Below are 18,306 nucleotides of genomic sequence, written 5' to 3'. Positions count from 1 at the left end.
TTGAAACGCTTGGCTTCGAAGAGGCGAAGCGTTTCTCGGTTTTAAAAGAACAAGGGGTGCGGAGATCTAGAAAAAGGGGACCACTAAGAAAGGCAATGCTTTTCTACATTGGAGGTAACGACATTGGAAGCGAAAGAACATCGAATTCTGGTCATCAATCCTGGTTCTACATCTACAAAGATTGGTGTATTTGATAATGACATATCGGTTTTTGAAAAAACTTTAAGACATGATGCAGAAAAGATTAATGAATTTGAAACCATCATTGATCAATATCAATTCAGAAAAGAAACCATTTTGGAAGCGCTTGACGAAGAGGGGATCAACATTTCCAAGCTCAGTGCAGTATGCGGGCGCGGCGGGCTTTTAAGACCCATTGAAGGCGGTACCTATTCCGTTAATGAAGAAATGCTGCAAGATCTGCGTGAAGGATATTCCGGACAGCACGCGTCCAACCTGGGAGGGATCCTGGCTTACGAAATAGCAACAGGGCTAAACATTCCGTCCTTCATTGTAGACCCTGTAGTAGTGGACGAGCTTGCTCCGATTGCAAGGATTTCAGGTGTTTCACTGATTGAACGGAAAAGCATCTTCCACGCGCTCAACCAGAAAGCGGTTGCAAGAAGGGTTGCCAAAGATCTGAACAAGAAGTATGAAGATCTCAATCTGATCATTACCCACATGGGCGGCGGTATTACGGTCGGTGTCCATAAGAATGGAAAAGTCATCGATGTAAATAATGGCTTGCATGGAGATGGTCCTTTCAGCCCGGAGCGTGCAGGGACAGTGCCAGCTGGTGATTTAGTCGATATGTGCTTTTCAGGTAATTATTACCGCGATGAGATCATGAAAAAACTCGTTGGACAAGGAGGCCTTGTCGGCTACCTTGGGACAAATGACGCTGTAAAAGTAGAAAAAATGATTGAAAATGGCGATGAGAAAGCTAAGCTTGTTTATGATGCCATGGCTTACCAAATTGCTAAAGAAATCGGTTCAGCAAGTGCTGTTCTCGAGGGGAAAGTGGATGCAATTGTGTTGACTGGCGGTTTAGCATATGGGAAAGAGTTTGTTAAACAAATCAGTGAAAGAGTCAATTGGATAGCGGACGTCATCATACATGCGGGCGAAAATGAACTGCAGGCTCTTGCAGAAGGAGCACTGCGTGTCCTTAATGGTGAAGAACAGGAAAAAGACTATCCTGGCAATGTAAAAACAAAAGCGACAGTTTAAAGATACAGAAGGAGGAATACCATTGGCTCAAGAATATGATCTGGTCATCCTTGGGGGCGGAACCGGCGGTTATGTTGCTGCTATCCGTGCTTCTCAATTAGGACTTAAAACAGCTATTGTTGAAAAAGGAAAACTTGGCGGTACATGCCTTCACCGAGGCTGCATCCCGAGTAAAGCGCTTCTCCGCAGTGCAGAGGTGTATGCGACTGCAAAAGAAGCGGATACTTTTGGAGTAATGATTAACGACGTAAAGCTGGACTTTACCCGTGTTCAAGAAAGAAAAGAGAAAATCGTTGAAGGTCTTCATAAAGGTGTTCAGCACTTAATGAAGCAAGGGAAAATTGATGTTTATGAGGGAATGGGCAGAATCCTCGGTCCTTCCATCTTTTCCCCTATGCCTGGAACAATCTCCGTTGAGATGAATAATGGGGAAGAAAACGAAATGCTGATTCCAAAGAATGTCATTGTTGCCACAGGTTCACGTCCAAGAACGCTGCCTGGCCTTGATATTGATGGAGAATTCGTTTTATCCTCTGACGAAGCTTTGGAACTTGAAAACCTTCCTAAGTCAATCATCATTGTCGGCGGCGGTGTAATAGGTATCGAGTGGGCTTCCATGCTTTCAGATTTTGGGGTGGAAGTAACGGTCATTGAGTATGCTCAACAAATCCTGCCTACAGAAGACCATGAGATTTCCAAAGAGATGCAGCGTTTGATGAAGAAGAAAGGCGTCAAGATTGTAACAGGTGCAAAAGTGCTTCCTGAAACAATCGAAAAAGACGGCGGAGTAAAAATCAAAGCTGAAATCAAAGGCGAGCAAAAAGAGTTCTCTGCAGATAAACTTCTAGTTTCAGTTGGCCGCCAGGCGAACGTGGAAGGCATCGGCCTGGAGAACACAGATATCGTGGTAGAAAAAGGATTCATTAATGTAAATAAGCATATGCAGACAAAAGAGTCTCATATCTATGCGATCGGTGATGTAATCGGAGGCCTTCAATTGGCACACGTTGCTTCTCATGAAGGTATTTCTGCCGTTGAGCATATGGCAAACGAAAACCCAGAACCGATTGATTACAGTCTTGTATCGAAGTGCATCTACAGTAATCCTGAAATTGCCAGCGTCGGACTATCAGAAAAAGAAGCCAAAGAAGAAGGTTTTGATGTGAAAGTCGGAAAATTCTCTTTCCGTGCAATCGGAAAAGCGCTTGTTTATGGTGAATCTGACGGCTTTGTCAAAATTATCGCTGATAAAGCAACGAATGATATCCTTGGGGTTCATATGATTGGTCCTCATGTGACTGACATGATTTCGGAAGCGGGTCTTGCTAGAGTGCTTGATGCAACACCGTGGGAAGTTGCCCACACGATTCACCCTCACCCATCTTTGAGTGAAGCAATCGGAGAAGCTGCATTGGCAGTAGACGGAAAAGCAATTCATTCATAAGTTTGTGAATATTGGTTTATCCCGCATTCGATTGGAATGTGGTGCACATATTTTTTTAGTCGGGGAGCCTTGGCGGGTTCTCCCCCTATAAATGTTTGGGAGGTAAAAATAAATGGCTGAAAATCGTCATGAAGCTCTTGGTTTATCCAATGAGAATGTATTAGAAATGTATGAAACTATGTTGATGGCTCGTCGAATCGATGAGCGTATGTGGCTGTTGAACCGTTCCGGTAAGATCCCTTTTGTTATTTCTTGTCAGGGACAGGAAGCTGCGCAAATCGGTGCTGCATTCGCTTTGGATCCCGAAAAAGATTATGCACTTCCTTATTACCGCGATATGGGGGTTGTCCTTAGATTTGGAATGACGGCAAAGGAACTGATGCTTTCTGGATTCGCCAAAGCAGAAGATCCAAACTCCGGAGGCCGCCAAATGCCTGGTCACTTTGGACAAAAGAAAAACAATATCGTAACAGGTTCATCACCGGTTACCACTCAGGTACCGCACGCTGTTGGAATCGCACTTGCAGGAAAAATGGAGAAGAAGGACCTTGTCACTTTTGTTACTTTCGGTGAAGGTTCATCCAACCAGGGGGATTTCCATGAAGGCGCCAACTTTGCGGGAGTACATAAGCTTCCGGTTATCTTCATGTGTGAAAACAATAAATATGCCATTTCTGTGCCTATCGAAAAACAGTTAGCTTGCGAAAAAGTATCTGACCGCGCTATCGGTTACGGTATGCCAGGTGTAACCGTGGACGGCAATGATCCATTAGAGGTTTATAAAGCAGTTAAAGAAGCTGCAGACCGCGGCCGCAGAGGCGAAGGCCCGACACTGGTTGAAACAGTTTCTTACCGCTTGACACCTCACTCCTCTGATGATGATGACCGCAGTTACCGCTCTCCAGATGAAGTGGCACAAGCGAAAACAAAAGATCCTATCATCACTTTCGGTGCTTACCTGAAAGAAACAGGCGTCATGAATGACGAACTTGAAAAAGAAATAAATGACCGTGTTATGAAGATTGTCAATGAAGCGACGGATTATGCAGAAAATGCACCATATTCAGAGCCGGAAAGTGCGCTTAAATACGTCTACGCAGAAGAGAAGTAAGGGGGAATAATTCATGGCAGTAATTTCTTATATTGATGCAGTAACAATGGCTATCCGTGAAGAAATGGAAAGAGACGAAAAAGTATTTGTTCTTGGAGAAGACGTCGGTAAAAAGGGCGGGGTCTTCGGAGCAACCCGCGGTCTGTATGATCAATTCGGTGAAGACCGTGTTTTAGATACTCCACTAGCAGAATCGGCTATTGCGGGGGTAGGGATTGGAGCAGCTATGTATGGCATGCGTCCTATTGCTGAAATGCAATTTGCTGATTTCATCATGCCTGCAGTCAATCAGATTATCTCTGAGGCAGCTCGTATCCGTTACCGTTCCAACAATGACTGGAGTTGTCCGATGGTTATCCGCGCCCCTTATGGCGGCGGTGTCCACGGTGCACTTTACCACTCACAATCGGTCGAGGCAGTATTTGCCAACCAGCCTGGACTGAAAATTGTCATGCCTTCTACACCTTATGATGTTAAAGGCCTGTTGAAAGCAGCTATCCGTGATGAAGATCCGGTTATGTTCTTCGAGCATAAGCGTGCTTACCGCCTGATTAAAGGTGAAGTTCCTGATGATGATTATGTTCTTCCAATTGGAAAAGCAGATGTAAAACGTGAAGGTGAAGACCTGACAGTCATCACTTACGGGCTATGTGTGCATTTCGCGCAGCAGGCTGCCGAAAGACTTGCTGAAGATGGAATTGAAGCAGAAATCCTTGATCTTAGAACAATCTATCCTCTGGATAAAGAAGCGATCATCGAAGCAGCTTCTAAAACAGGTAAGGTCCTTCTTCTTACAGAAGACAACAAAGAAGGAAGCATCATGGGTGAAGTTGCGGCAATCATCTCTGAAAACTGTCTATTTGACTTGGATGCCCCGATCATGCGACTTGCTGGCCCGGATGTTCCTGCAATGCCATATTCGCCTACAATGGAGAAGTACTTCATGGTGAATCCGGATAAAGTTGAAAAAGCAATGCGTGAATTAGCGGAATTTTAATAGCAGCTTAAATAACAAAATGCAGTAAGGAGGGTTCCTCTTTGGGTATTGAAAAAATGAAAATGCCTCAGCTTGGGGAAAGTGTTACAGAAGGTACAATCAGCAAATGGCTTGTTAGTCCAGGAGACCACGTCAACAAATACGATCCAATTGCAGAGGTTAATACAGATAAAGTAAATGCAGAAGTTCCATCTTCTTTTACAGGAACAATCAAGGAATTGATCGCTGAAGAAGGGGATACACTGGAAGTTGGTGAATTCATCTGCTCAATCGAGGTCGAAGGCGGCGGTTCTGCTGAAGAAGCACCTGCACAAGAAGATCCAGTTGGCGGTGAAACTCCAGCTAAAGAAGGCAAGCAAGAAGCAGCAAAACCTGCGAAAAAAGCGGAAAAAGGAAAAGTCCGCTATTCTCCTGCAGTATTGAGATTATCTCAAGAGCACGACATCGACCTTGATCAAGTAGAAGGTACAGGGAGAGAAGGGCGAATCACCCGTAAAGATCTGCAGAAACTGATTGACTCAGGAAACATTCCAAAAGCCGGAGATGCAAAACCAGCAGCTCCTGCGAAGGAAGAGCCTAAGCAGGCTCCTGCTCAAGAAGCACCAGCAGCTTCTGCTCCTTCAAAACCTGCAGCACCGGCACCAAACGTACCGGTCTTGCCTGGTGATGTAGAAATTCCTGTAACAGGAGTAAGAAAAGCGATTGCTGCCAACATGCTGCGCAGCAAACACGAAGCTCCTCATGCTTGGACAATGATGGAGATTGATGCGACAAACCTTGTGAATTACAGAAATACAATCAAAGGTGAGTTCAAGCAGCGCGAAGGCTACAACCTTACATTCTTTGCTTTCTTTGTAAAAGCTGTAGCACAAGCTCTTAAGGAATTTCCGATGATCAACTCTATGTGGGCTGGCGACAAAATCATCCAGAAAAAAGACATTAACATCTCCATCGCTGTTGCAACAGATGATGCACTTTTCGTACCAGTCATCAAAAATGCTGATGAAAAAACAATTAAAGGCATTGCAAGAGAAATCACAGAACTTGCAGGAAAAGTACGCACCGGCAAGCTGAAGTCTGAAGATATGCAAGGCGGAACATTCACAGTGAATAATACTGGTTCATTCGGTTCTGTTCAGTCCATGGGTATCATAAACTATCCGCAGGCGGCAATCCTGCAGGTAGAATCGATTGTGAAACGCCCAGTGGTAATGGACAATGGCATGATTGCTGTTCGCGACATGGTGAATCTGTGTATGTCACTTGATCACCGCGTATTGGACGGACTAGTATGCGGCCGCTTCCTGCAGCGCGTCAAAGAAATCATCGAAAACATTTCAAAAGAAAATACTTCTATTTATTAATAGAGAAGGCCAAACCGGTTTGCAAACAGCAAACCGGTTTTTTCATAACTAAAACTTTAATACTTTAACGTAACAGGGGACAGTCCCCCGCTGCTTTAGAGCGGTAAAGCGGAACTCCAAAGTTTTTACCGCTTTCATTGAAGTCAGCGGCTTTTTTTTATATACTGAAATAGCATTAGTATAAAAATTTTGAATAGTCTACAGGTTTTTATGAAACCGATTACAACAATCGGGAGGGGGAAGCGTTACGCGAACTTATGGATGTGAATAAAATGAAAAATACTTCATTTGAATCAGTGAGCCTGGATGACTGGAAGGCGAAAGCTGAGGAATCATTAAAGGGGAAACCGTTAGAAAAATTATATAAGGAAACATATGAAGGTATAACTTTACAACCTTTATACACGAGAGAAGATGTTGAGAAAGAATCGGCTGTAAACCGTGATCGTTCCAAACGTGAATGGAAAATTGCCCAGAGGGTGTCAGCAGAAAATGCGGCAGACCTGCCAGAAATCTTGGAAACCGTATTATCCAGAGGACAGGACACCGTGGCTTTTGCGGATCCTCAGAAGGGCATAGATGGGAACACTTTGAAAAAGGTGTTTACAATGGCCGCCTCCAAAGGAAAACCGTTGTTTCATATAACATCAATGTCTTCAGCCGGATTTGAAGTATTGAGAGACGGCTTGTCCGAGCTCAGCGGGGCCTATGCCGCAGATCCAATTCCTTCAATGGTGAATGGAGAATCTTCAGGCGTCCAGCAAACCTGGCTGAAAAATATTACATATTTAAAAGAACATTCTCCAAAAGTCCGGACAGTTGCAGTCGATACTTCGCTGGTCAATGAAGCTGGCGGGAGTGCTGTTCAAGAATTGGCCTATGCCGTTTCTGCAGGAGTCTCAATAATAGAGGAATTAAAAGAAAAGGGATGGACAGCAGAGGAAGCAGCCGGCACACTTGTATTCAATTTTTCCATTGGAAGCAGCTTTTTCGTGGAGATCAGTAAGCTTCGTGCATTCCGTTCACTTTGGAAAAACGTTACGGAGGCATACGGATTGAATGACACCAATGCGGTCATAAGTGCTGAGACGTCACAGTTTACAAAATCACGGCTTGATCCCTATGTAAACATGCTGCGATCAGGTAATGAAACTTTTGCTGCAGTACTTGGGGGAGCGGACTATATACATGTTTCACCATTTGATCAAGTATCAGGAAATACTTCCGCTTTTTCTGAACGTATTGCCCGCAATACTCAATTAATTCTCAGTCAGGAATCTCATTTAAACAAAGTCAGTGATCCGTCCGGAGGTTCATACTATATTGAATCGTTAACAAACAGCCTGGCAAGAAAGGCATGGGAGAAATTCCAGGAAATCGATGGCAGTGGCGGAATAATAGAGTCCTTGAAGACCGGAGCGTTTCAGCTTGAAATCCAGCAGGTTTTCAAGAAAAGAGAGCAGGATACTGCTGTTAGAAAGCAGAGCCTGATCGGGACGAATGTGTATGCCGACCTTGAGGAAACCCCATTGAAAGAGGGGCAGCATAAAAGTGGAACTCAAATACCAGGTTTGCACTCAAGACGTTTATCGGAAAGCTTTGAAAACCTCCGTGAGAGGGCAGCTCGATTAACAGAAAAACCTCGGGCAGGCTTGATATTGCTCGGTAAGATAAAGAATCACAAAGCCAGAGCTGACTTTGTCACAGGATTCTTGGCAGCTGGCGGAATCGGGGTTCTGCCGAGCAAGGAATGTTTGTCAGTGGATGAGGCCATTCAATTTGCGGCCAACACCAATACTGATTATTATGTGATTTGCGGCCGTGATGAAGATTATGAATCTATGGCTGAAGCTATTTTATCCGGATTGAACACAAATGGATTAATGGTAGACATAGCAGGAAAATTAAACGGCGGACAAATGGATGATTTAAAGAAGGCCGGGCTGAACGGCTATATATATTCAGGGCAGAATGTAATTGATAAGCTGGACACTCTTCTAAGCAGATGGGAGGCGAATCCTGATGGGAATTAAGCCTGATTTTAAAAATATCGAAATAAAGTTAGCAGACCATTCAGGGAGTCATCTGGAAGAAGGATCTTTTTTCCAGACGAACGAGAAGATTTCTGTAAAACCTTTTTACAACGGGGAGGATACAAAAGATATCCAGCATGGGGATGACATGCCGGGAATCGCTCCCTATACCAGAGGGCCTTATCCGACGATGTATGTCAACAGGCCTTGGACAGTCCGGCAATATGCAGGCTTCTCCACAGCGGAAGAAAGTAATGCATTTTACCGTCGGAACCTTGCCATGGGGCAAAAAGGGTTATCTGTCGCTTTTGACCTCGCCACACATAGAGGGTACGACTCGGATCATCCGCGCGTTGTCGGGGATGTGGGAAAAGCCGGTGTTGCGATTGATTCTATATTGGATATGAAAGTCTTGTTTGATGGGATCCCCCTTGACCAAATGTCAGTCTCGATGACAATGAACGGGGCGGTATTGCCAATACTTGCTTTTTATATCGTGACAGCAGAAGAACAGGGAGTCCCTCCTGAAAAATTATCGGGAACAATCCAAAACGATATTTTAAAAGAATACATGGTGCGTAATACTTACATCTATCCGCCTGAAATGTCAATGAAAATCATTGCGGATATCTTTGAATATACCTCCAAAAAAATGCCGAAATTCAACAGTATCAGTATTTCCGGTTATCACATTCAGGAAGCCGGAGCACCGGCCGATATTGAGCTGGCTTATACACTTGCGGATGGTCTTGAATATGTAAGGACTGGTTTGAAAGCAGGCATTCCAATTGATAAATTCGCTCCGAGACTTTCCTTCTTCTGGGGAATCGGGATGAACTACTTTATGGAAGTGGCGAAGATGAGAGCGGCCAGACGGATCTGGGCAAGTATGATGAAGACTTTCGATCCTCAAAATCCCAAATCGATGGCACTTAGAACACACTCGCAAACTTCCGGATGGAGTCTGACAGAACAGGATCCATACAACAATGTCATCCGTACATTGATTGAAGCCCATGCAGCTGCGATGGGGCACACCCAATCACTTCATACGAATGCATTGGATGAAGCTATTGCATTGCCGACAGATTTTTCAGCGAGAATTGCAAGAAATACACAATTATACTTACAAGAAGAGACAGGCATCACGGATGTCATCGATCCGTGGGCAGGCTCTTATTATGTTGAAAGCCTGACACAACAGCTGATGGAAAGAGCGTGGGACCATATCGAGGAAATTGAAGAGTTGGGCGGCATGACAAAGGCCATTGAAACCGGGCTGCCTAAGATGCGGATTGAAGAAGCGGCTGCAGAAAGGCAGGCAAAAATCGATTCCGGTAAAGAAGCCATCATCGGGGTGAACAAATACCGATTGGATAAAGAAGATGAATTGGATGTCCTTGATATCGACAATACCGAAGTGCGCCGAAAACAGATAGAGAGATTGGAACAATTAAGGGCTGAACGGGATGACTCCAAGGTGAAGGCCGCTCTTGAAGAGTTGGCAGAAGCAGCCCGGACAGGGGAAGGCAATCTTCTTGAACTGGCAGTGTCGGCTGCCCGTGTCCGTGCCTCACTCGGGGAAATATCGGACGCTGTCGAAAGTGCCTCAGGACGCCATAAAGCCGTGATCCGTTCAATCAGCGGCGTCTATAGTTCAAACTTCTCCAACGAGGAAGAAATTACTGTGGTGAAAAAAATGGCGGAGGAATTCAGTGAAAATGAAGGCCGCCGTCCACGAATCATGATTGCCAAAATGGGCCAGGATGGACATGACCGGGGGGCAAAAGTGATTGCTACAGCTTTTGCGGATCTTGGATTTGATGTGGACATCGGACCTTTATTCCAAACGCCTGAAGAGACAGCACTGCAGGCAGTAGAAAACGACGTGCACGTGATTGGCGTAAGCTCTTTGGCAGCCGGACACAAGACACTTCTGCCGGCATTGGTGAAGGAACTTGAAAAACTCGGGAGAGAAGATATCCTAATTGTCATCGGAGGGGTCATTCCACCGAAAGACTATCAATTCCTGATGGATAATGGAGCAGCTGCCATTTTCGGCCCGGGAACAGTGATTCCTGTTGCTGCGCAAAAAGTAATTGAAGAAATCTACCGCAGACTCGGTTACGAGGAAGTGACAGAATAAATGTCAAACTCCTTTAACCAGGACCAATCTGCCAGGAGGTTCAAAAAAAGGACCAAAGCCCTTCAGCCGATCACTGATCTTGTTGAAGGAGTAAGGTCGGGAAACAGGCGCGACCTTGCAAGGGCAATCACATTAATAGAAAGTAATTCCCAGGATCATTTTCAACATGGCCAGGAGCTGCTGAAAGAGTTGACCCCATACACCGGCAGCAGCATCAGAATCGGCATTACAGGTGTTCCTGGTGCGGGTAAAAGCACGTTCATTGAAACATTCGGTGAGTCCCTTTGTGAACAGGGATATAAAGTTGCCGTTTTGGCTGTAGATCCCAGTTCCACTGTAACAGGCGGGAGCATCCTCGGGGACAAAACAAGGATGGAAAACCTGTCACGCAACCAGAATGCTTTTGTACGGCCTTCCCCTTCAGGAGGGGTACTCGGCGGTGTTCACCGGAAGACCAGGGAAACCATGCTGTTATGTGAAGCAGCGGGCTATGACATCATACTCGTTGAAACGGTCGGGGTCGGGCAAAGTGAAGTCATTGTGAGAGGGATGGTCGACTTCTTCATGCTTCTGGTTATTACTGGAGCAGGAGATGAACTTCAGGGCATGAAAAAAGGAATTATGGAGTTAGCAGACTTGATTGTCGTGAATAAAGCAGATGGGGCTAATCTCCCTGCTGCCCAAAAAACAAGAAGGGAATACAAAAGCATCCTTCACTTTTTGCAGCCTGCCACAAAAGGATGGGAGACACAGGCCGTAACGTGCTCCTCCTTACATGGACAAGGTATTGGGGATATATGGGAGACAATAACAAGGTTCGAAAAGAACACGAAAGACAGCGGAGCATTTGTTGAAAGAAGGAAAACACAAACCAAAGAGTGGCTTCATTCCATGATTTCCGACCGTGTTCTCAATAGTTTTTTCCAAAACCCAGATATCAAAAACAATTTTCCTGATATTGAATCGGAAGTGATTGCAGGTAACAAAACGGCATCACAGGCAGTGGAAGCCTTGATGAGTCTTTATCAAAAGTAATATAAAGAAGCAGTTTATCCGGAAAACCCTTTATGGACAAATGGATAAACTGCTTTTTCTTTTATGAAATACTAGTATCTTAATTACTCATGCAGGATAAGTTAAAAGGTGGAACGATTATTTTTCAGATAGGAGAATACCGGCATGACAAATTTAGTTAACCTGCCTGCTTTACTGATCCTCGATGTCCAAAAAGGGTTTGATGATCCTTACTGGGGACAGCGGAATAACCCGCAAGCAGAGCAAAATATTTCAAGGCTGCTCAATGAGTGGAGGAATAGAAACGGTACAGTTATTTATTCGCAGCACTTATCATTGCAGCCAAAGTCGCCTCTCTATCACCGAAATCCACAAGGAACAGAGTTCAAAGACATGATACAACCTGCCGAAGGGGAGAAAGTTTTTCCTAAAAACGTCAACAGCGCCTTTATAGGTACAGAACTTCAGTCCTACCTGGACCAGCAGCAGATAAAATCAGTGGTCATTACAGGCTTGTCTACTCAGCACTGTGTTTCCACAACAACCAGGATGAGCGGTAATTTTGGCTATCAGACATATCTTGTGACAGATGCGACCGCAGCATTTGAAACAACAGGTGCAAAAGGGAAGAAACATTCTGCAGATTCCATACATGAAGCAGAAATGGCGATGCTTAACAAAGAGTTTGCAACCATTATTACGACTGAAGAAATCTTGAATCAATTAAGTCAACTGAGTCAGCTCAAGTAACCTCGCAGGCACCCTCAGGTTTTGGGGGTGCCTTCTCTATTTATAGAATACCCATGGAAAAGAGGAGATTGAAGGGAGAAGGCGAATAGCTTAAAGAGCAGATTTTAAAGGTGCAAAGGAGATAGATAATTCATGGACAGCATCATTTTTGATTTAGATGGAACACTATGGAATTCAATCGATACCGTTTTGGTTGCCTGGAATAGTATTCTTAAAGACCATCCTAAGATAGAAAGAGAGTTAACCAAAAAAGATTTCGGTTCGACTATGGGCCTGCAAATCCAGGAGATAGGGAGAATGCTTTTTCCGTCATTAAATGAAGAGGAGCAGAAACAGCTCTTGAAGGAATGCTGTACTCTTGAAACTGAACATTTAGAGCGAAAAGGCGGGGCGTTGTATGACAACATTGAGCATGTCCTCGAGACGCTTTCAAAAAAGTATAAACTATATATTGTGAGTAATTGCCAGGATGGATATATAGAGGCTTTTTACAAATTTCATAAGCTCGAGAAGTATTTTATTGACTATGAGAATCCTGGCCGAACGGGTCTCTCAAAAGGAGAAAACATTAAATTAGTCATGGAAAGAAACAACTTATCCAGTCCTGTATATGTGGGTGATACAGAAGGAGACCGCCAGGCGGCCAAGCATGCAGGTATCCCTTTTGTGTATGCAAGGTATGGATTTGGACAGGTTGAGGATTTCGATTTTGCTATATCCCGATTTGATGAGTTATTGGATTTATTCTTATAAGGAGTCTTGAACTATTATATAAATATGAAAATTTTTACAAAATTGAAACTATTTTCACTTGTGATTCTTCTAATTGAAAAAGACCTTAAGAAGAAGGGTGATTAGGTGAATCCAGAAAGAAACAGAACAGGAACTGTGAGTGAAAAACTGTGGTTTTCAAAAGTGTTATCTTTTCTATTTATTACTGCAGGAATCGCGTTGTTAGGATATTTTGGCGGCACCCAGGCAGGTTTGATTGAAACGGGAAATTCAGCCCCTGACGGTTTTTATAAAACAGAAAGGGCCCAGGCAGAACTTCCTGCAGATTTAACCTTTCCGGAGATAGTGCCATTTGAGGCGTCAGAAATTTCTTCTGTGAAGAAATGGGAATTGGCCGAAAGTACTACTTACATAATTGTAATCAAAGGAGCAGAAGAGCAGGAGCTTATGATCAGGTATACACCGGGAGCTCAATTCATCGATCAGACAGATCCCGATTTACCTGAGGCAATCAAAGAAACTTCAGTTGAGATCGAAGCGGCGGAAGTAAATGGAACGGCAGCGAACTATCATGAAACCAGATATGAAAGTTTTCTTTCCTGGCAGGAAGAAGACACCTCTGTCACAATCTCTTATAGGCAAGGGATTTCCGATGAAAAATTGGGTAAAGATGAACTGATTATGGTGGCAGGGTCTTTTAAATAGAGAGAAGAAGCCGGTCTATGCAGCCGGCTCTTCTTAATATTTTTATTAATGAGTATCGAAGCCGATTCTAAAATGATTGTGCTCCAATAATATAGTATTAGCGATGGTGAATGGAGGCAGGCCAATGAATTTTGAAATGAATGAAGCACTTGCAATCCTGGAGCGGACTCCACAGACCCTTGAATATTTTCTAACGGGGCTGTCAGATAATTGGCTGCTCGCAGATGAAGGGGAAGGGGCCTGGAATGTCTCGCAGGTTATCGACCACCTCATTGAAGCTGAAAGAACGAATTGGATACCAAGGTTTGAGACGATCATTCAGGATGGGGAGAATAGGGTCTTTCCGCCGTTTGACCGGTTCGCCCATTTGGAACATAATACAAAAACTCCTCTTGGTCAAAAGTTTCAGCTATTTAAAAGGATTAGAGAAGAGAACCTCTCAAAAATCAAAAAAATCGTCACCTCCGATGCTGTCCTTGAAATGACGGGTTTGCATCCCGCCTTCGGTCAAGTGAAGGGAAGGGAACTGCTTTCCACTTGGGTGGTCCATGATTTGACCCATATCTCCCAAATCGTCCGTATCCTGGCAGAAAGATACCGGGAGGATGTCGGTCCATGGGCAGAGTACCTGGGAATTTTAAATAAGCAGCAGAAAAATTAAATTAAGCCAAAAAGAGTTTCCAGCCTTCGGAAACTCTTTTTATAAGAGAGCATCTATTCCTTTTTAGACTGAACTAACCATCACGTGCACCTGTACACTTTTAAAGGTTGCGAGTATACTATATAGAGGTGATTTATCCGAATTGGCCTTCTGATTGTACCAGATCCCCTAGTAATTATCGTTACTTTGACAGCGTTGATACAACTTTAATCATAGATTACCAACATTTTAGGAGAGTGACATTTTTTTGGACGATATACCACTGTATTCATTGATTCTATTAGGTGTTTTAATTTTGCTTTCTGCATTTTTCTCATCCGCAGAGACAGCTTATTCCAGTGTCAACAAAATCAGGTTAAGGAATTTTGAAAGTGAAGGTCTGAGAGGGAGTAAAAAAGCACTTTATATAGCCGAAAACTTCGACCGTGCCCTGTCCACCATCCTGGTAGGAAACAACATTGTAAACATTGCTGCGGCCAGTATTTCTGCCAAGCTGGCAACCGACCTTTTCGGGGGAAATACCGGTTTGGTGATCAGCACGTTCGTAATGACCCTGCTCATTCTGATTTTCGGCGAAATCCTGCCCAAATCCTTAGCAAAAGAAAATGCTGAAGGGTATGCTTTATCCATCTCGGGCATCCTTTACTTGCTGATTAAAATTCTTACACCTGTTAACTTCTTTTTTATAAAATTAAAGGAATTGGTTTCCAACGTTTTTTCCAAAAACAATACGATGCCGTCCGTCACTGAGGAAGAATTAAAAGTCATGCTTGATATCAGTGAAGAAGAAGGAGTTATTGACAAGGAAGAAAGAGAATTGATACACCGTTCAATGGATTTTGACGATATCATGGTTTCGGAGGTTTTAACTCCCCGAATAGACGTGAAAGCGGTTGAAGTAAATCAGCCGGTTGAAGAAATAAAAGAATTGTTTTTTGAAGAGCGTTTCTCGCGTATTCCAGTCTATGAGGACCATATAGATAATGTAATCGGAATCCTTTCAGAGAAAGAGTTCTTCACTCATCTTCTAAAATACGGGGAAGTGAGTATTAGAGAATTGATCCGCGAACCGATGTTTGTGTTTGAATCAGCGAAGATCTCAACCCTTCTTTCCAGGCTTCAAAAAGATAAAGTCCATATGGCAATAGTAGTAGATGAATTCGGGGGCACAACCGGCCTGATTACCCTTGAGGATATTTTGGAAGAGATCGTAGGGGAAATTTGGGATGAACAAGATGAGAAAATCCATTCTATGACGAAAGTCAGTGACAATGTGTATACTTTTGATTCCCAGTTTCAGCTTGATGAATTTACCGATCTGCTCAATCTGCCTGAACCTGAAAGCTCCTATCATACTATCGGGGGATGGGTAGTGGAAAGTTTTCAGGAAATACCTGCTGAAGGCGAAACTTTTGAATATGAAAATGTGAAAGTGACGGTAGAAGAAGTGGAAAACCGCAGAATCCGCACTATCAAAGTGGAAGTCTCAGAAGAAGCGCCTGCAGAGTAAATCGAATAGAAAGCTTTGAAGATGACGATTGTAACTATACTTTCGTCATTTTTTTTACCCAGATAAAAAAAGAGGATAGCCCATCATGAGCTATCCACCATCTAGGGAGTTTAGGGGTATGGATCTAGATGTATTTTTATAGTACCCGGCATTCAGGTTAATAAACCTAAAGTTTGAATTTTTTAGAAAAAGAGTGGAAACCATCCTCTTTATCTGTAAATGGAATATACACTGAGGGAAAAAGATAATATGATTGATAACGGGCAGCTAATATTGATATGATATAAGTACTGTTATATTAGCATTTTATACTGATGCTACTTTTAGAAAAAGGAGAGAGTAATATGGAAATGGATTTCGACTTATTTATGAATGATGTCGTTCGCCAGGCTCGTCAAGAGATGGAGATTTCAGGATATAAGCAGCTAACAACTGCTGAGGAAGTAGAAGAGACGCTTGATCAAAAAGGAACAACCCTTGTGATGATCAACTCTGTATGCGGTTGTGCCGGCGGAATCGCGCGCCCTGCAGCTGCGCATGCGATTCATTATGATAAACGCCCTGACCGCCTTGTAACTGTTTTTGCAGGCCAGGATAAAGAAGCTACAGCGAAAGCGCGCAGTTATTTCACTGGGTACCCGCCATCCTCCCCGTCATTCGCACTTATGAAAGATGGAGAAATATTGACTATGGTAGAGCGCCATGAAATTGAAGGCCATGACCCTATGTCTGTTGTCACTAAGCTGCAAGGCTACTTTGACGAGTATTGTGAAGAAGTATAAAGTGGAAAAAAGAGTGATTCATTCACTCTTTTTTTCTTTGTTCAGTCAGTTTACAGCTGCATTGCAAAAGGGATATAGATTACATAGGAATTATTTTCGTTAAAATACTTAATTAGGAAACACTATCAACAAAAAGAATTAAATAACAGGAGCTGCAGTTTATGTTTCGTATAGGTTATCGTACTGCCAAGACGGCTGCAGGGACAGCTGTCGCTATCTTGGTTGCGCAATGGTTCGGTCTTGATAATTTTGCTTCCGCGGGAATTTTGACCATCCTTTGCATCCAGGATACAAAGAAGAAATCCTTAAAAGCAGCTTGGAGCAGGTTCCTTGCCTGTATTTTGGCCATGCTTTTTGCTTCCATCCTTTTTGAATTGCTATTTTATCATCCCATCATTATAGGTGTGCTGCTCCTATTCTTCATTCCGGTAACGGTCATGCTGAAGATTACACAGGGGATTGTGACAAGCAGTGTCATCATCCTTCATGTCTATTCCGCCCATAACGTCACGCTTGACCTTATATGGAATGAGCTCGGGATCATTGCAATCGGTATCGGCATTGCCCTGCTGGCCAATCTCTATATGCCAAGTGTGGAAAGCAAATTGATTGCTTATCAGGAACAGATAGAAGAGAATTTTCACAAAATATTTACGGAAATCGTGCGGTATCTCAGGACAAGTGAAGACAGGGGATGGGACGGCCATGAAATTACAGAGGTAGAAAAGCTGATCAATGAAGCCAAAACCCTCGCATTCAAAGATGTAGAGAACCACTTTCTCCGACATGAAAATCTTTATTATTTATACTTTAAAATGAGAGAAAAACAGTTCGATATCCTGCAGAGACTCCTGCCTCTTGTCACTTCGATTTCTCTAAAAGTCGAGCAGGGAAAAATGGTGGCTGATTTCATGGAGGAACTAAGTGAACATATCCATCCGGGAAACACAGCCCTGATGTACCTGAAGAAACTTTATGACATGAGGATCAAGTTTGAGGAAATGGAACTTCCGCAAACAAGAGAGGAATTCGAAGCAAGGGCAGCACTCTATCAATTCCTGAAGGAGATGGAGGATTATCTGCTGATCAAGAGTTCGTTTAAAGGCATCAGGCAGCGCAAAGAGAATGAGATGACACCTAAAGAAGCAAACTAATTTCTAACTAATCCCTGAGAGGATGTGAAGGAAATGCGTTTGCTTCTTTCCATTTTTCTGATCGTTTCCCCGATATGGCCGCTTGGCAAGAATCCTTTACCGGGGGACCCTTTTCTGATCGTCAACAAACAAACCAATACACTTGCCTATATACAGGACGAGGAGGTCCGGCAGCAGTACAGTGTGGCAACAGGAAGAACGGATGAATTAACACCGCAGGGTTTGTTTACCATCATTGTGAAAGCAAGAGACCCTTATTACCGAAAATCTGACATACCAGGGGGCGACCCGAAGAACCCGCTGGGCACAAGGTGGATGGGCTTTGATGCCGAAGGGACTGACGGAAGGATTTACGGCATCCATGGCACTAACAATCCTTCCAGTATTGGTCAATATATTTCCAATGGCTGTATCAGAATGCAGAACCCCGAAGTGGAGGCTCTCTTTGATAGGGTTCCCCAGGGAACAAGGCTGTTGATTGTGAAGAGCGGGCAGTCGTTTGAGGAGCTGGCAAAGGAATATGGGGCGATGCGGTAGGGTTTTTGCTTTATGGAACTTTACACTAAGATTGAAGAGCCAAAAGGCATCTAGGAGGGTTCTAGAGACCCGGACGGAGAAGGTAGAAGAGGAAAAGGGCATTTAGGAGGGTTCTAGAGACCCGGATGGAGAAGGA

General features: G+C 43.7%; 16 protein-coding genes. All 16 read left to right on the top strand.

Annotated elements, in window-relative coordinates; all coding sequences use genetic code 11:
• Nucleotides 1-123: 123 nt before the first annotated feature.
• The 16 genes from buk (at nucleotide 124) to ACOJQI_RS15490 (ending at nucleotide 18,170) form a co-directional block, all read left to right on the top strand.
• Nucleotides 124-1,230 carry a butyrate kinase gene (gene buk, locus ACOJQI_RS15565; RefSeq protein WP_421379477.1) on the top strand — a complete coding sequence of 369 codons (1,107 nt, stop codon included), beginning with the start codon at nucleotides 124-126 and terminating at the stop codon, nucleotides 1,228-1,230.
• 22 nt (nucleotides 1,231-1,252) lie between these two features.
• Nucleotides 1,253-2,674: a dihydrolipoyl dehydrogenase gene (gene lpdA / locus ACOJQI_RS15560; RefSeq protein ID WP_421379475.1), complete on the top strand. Its 1,422-nt coding sequence runs from the start codon at nucleotides 1,253-1,255 to the stop codon at nucleotides 2,672-2,674.
• A gap of 112 nt (nucleotides 2,675-2,786) precedes the next feature.
• Complete coding sequence (locus ACOJQI_RS15555) at nucleotides 2,787-3,785, top strand: thiamine pyrophosphate-dependent dehydrogenase E1 component subunit alpha (RefSeq protein WP_421379473.1); 999 nt, start codon at nucleotides 2,787-2,789, stop codon at nucleotides 3,783-3,785.
• Between the two features lie 13 nt (nucleotides 3,786-3,798).
• Nucleotides 3,799-4,782, top strand: a complete 984-nt coding sequence (locus ACOJQI_RS15550; RefSeq protein ID WP_409251296.1) for an alpha-ketoacid dehydrogenase subunit beta — start codon at nucleotides 3,799-3,801, stop codon at nucleotides 4,780-4,782.
• A 41-nt stretch (nucleotides 4,783-4,823) separates the two neighbouring features.
• Nucleotides 4,824-6,146 carry a dihydrolipoamide acetyltransferase family protein gene (locus tag ACOJQI_RS15545; RefSeq protein WP_421379471.1) on the top strand — a complete coding sequence of 441 codons (1,323 nt, stop codon included), beginning with the start codon at nucleotides 4,824-4,826 and terminating at the stop codon, nucleotides 6,144-6,146.
• Nucleotides 6,147-6,418: 272 nt separating this feature from the next.
• On the top strand, nucleotides 6,419-8,179 hold the full coding sequence (locus tag ACOJQI_RS15540) for a methylmalonyl-CoA mutase subunit beta (protein WP_421379469.1): 1,761 nt from the start codon (nucleotides 6,419-6,421) through the stop codon (nucleotides 8,177-8,179).
• Nucleotides 8,169-10,325 carry a methylmalonyl-CoA mutase gene (gene scpA, locus ACOJQI_RS15535; protein WP_421379467.1) on the top strand — a complete coding sequence of 719 codons (2,157 nt, stop codon included), beginning with the start codon at nucleotides 8,169-8,171 and terminating at the stop codon, nucleotides 10,323-10,325. Before ACOJQI_RS15540 ends, scpA begins: the two co-directional genes overlap by 11 nt.
• Complete coding sequence (meaB, locus tag ACOJQI_RS15530) at nucleotides 10,326-11,360, top strand: methylmalonyl Co-A mutase-associated GTPase MeaB (RefSeq protein WP_421379465.1); 1,035 nt, start codon at nucleotides 10,326-10,328, stop codon at nucleotides 11,358-11,360.
• Nucleotides 11,361-11,504: 144 nt separating this feature from the next.
• The gene (locus ACOJQI_RS15525) at nucleotides 11,505-12,089 is read left to right on the top strand and encodes a cysteine hydrolase family protein (protein ID WP_421379463.1); all 585 of its coding nucleotides are present in this window, start codon (nucleotides 11,505-11,507) and stop codon (nucleotides 12,087-12,089) included.
• 132 nt (nucleotides 12,090-12,221) lie between these two features.
• Nucleotides 12,222-12,842, top strand: coding sequence for an HAD family hydrolase (locus ACOJQI_RS15520; protein WP_421379461.1), 621 nt, complete (start codon nucleotides 12,222-12,224; stop codon nucleotides 12,840-12,842).
• A 105-nt stretch (nucleotides 12,843-12,947) separates the two neighbouring features.
• Entirely contained in the window at nucleotides 12,948-13,526 is a 579-nt protein-coding gene (locus ACOJQI_RS15515; RefSeq protein ID WP_421379458.1) for a hypothetical protein, read from the top strand.
• A gap of 124 nt (nucleotides 13,527-13,650) precedes the next feature.
• Nucleotides 13,651-14,187, top strand: coding sequence for a DinB family protein (locus tag ACOJQI_RS15510; protein WP_421379456.1), 537 nt, complete (start codon nucleotides 13,651-13,653; stop codon nucleotides 14,185-14,187).
• 247 nt (nucleotides 14,188-14,434) lie between these two features.
• On the top strand, nucleotides 14,435-15,697 hold the full coding sequence (locus ACOJQI_RS15505; protein ID WP_421379454.1) for a hemolysin family protein: 1,263 nt from the start codon (nucleotides 14,435-14,437) through the stop codon (nucleotides 15,695-15,697).
• Between the two features lie 344 nt (nucleotides 15,698-16,041).
• A complete protein-coding gene (locus ACOJQI_RS15500; protein ID WP_421379451.1) occupies nucleotides 16,042-16,479 on the top strand; it encodes a BrxA/BrxB family bacilliredoxin in 438 nt (145 codons plus the stop codon).
• A 161-nt stretch (nucleotides 16,480-16,640) separates the two neighbouring features.
• Complete coding sequence (locus ACOJQI_RS15495; RefSeq protein WP_421379448.1) at nucleotides 16,641-17,633, top strand: aromatic acid exporter family protein; 993 nt, start codon at nucleotides 16,641-16,643, stop codon at nucleotides 17,631-17,633.
• A gap of 33 nt (nucleotides 17,634-17,666) precedes the next feature.
• On the top strand, nucleotides 17,667-18,170 hold the full coding sequence (locus ACOJQI_RS15490; RefSeq protein ID WP_421379446.1) for a L,D-transpeptidase: 504 nt from the start codon (nucleotides 17,667-17,669) through the stop codon (nucleotides 18,168-18,170).
• Nucleotides 18,171-18,306: the final 136 nt, after the last annotated feature.

Source organism: Bacillus salacetis (genome assembly GCF_049177075.1).
Classification (GTDB): Bacteria; Bacillota; Bacilli; order Bacillales; family Bacillaceae_B; genus Rossellomorea; species Rossellomorea salacetis_A.
Note: the sequence above shows the minus strand (reverse complement) of the source record. Positions and strands in the feature narration are given on the sequence as shown.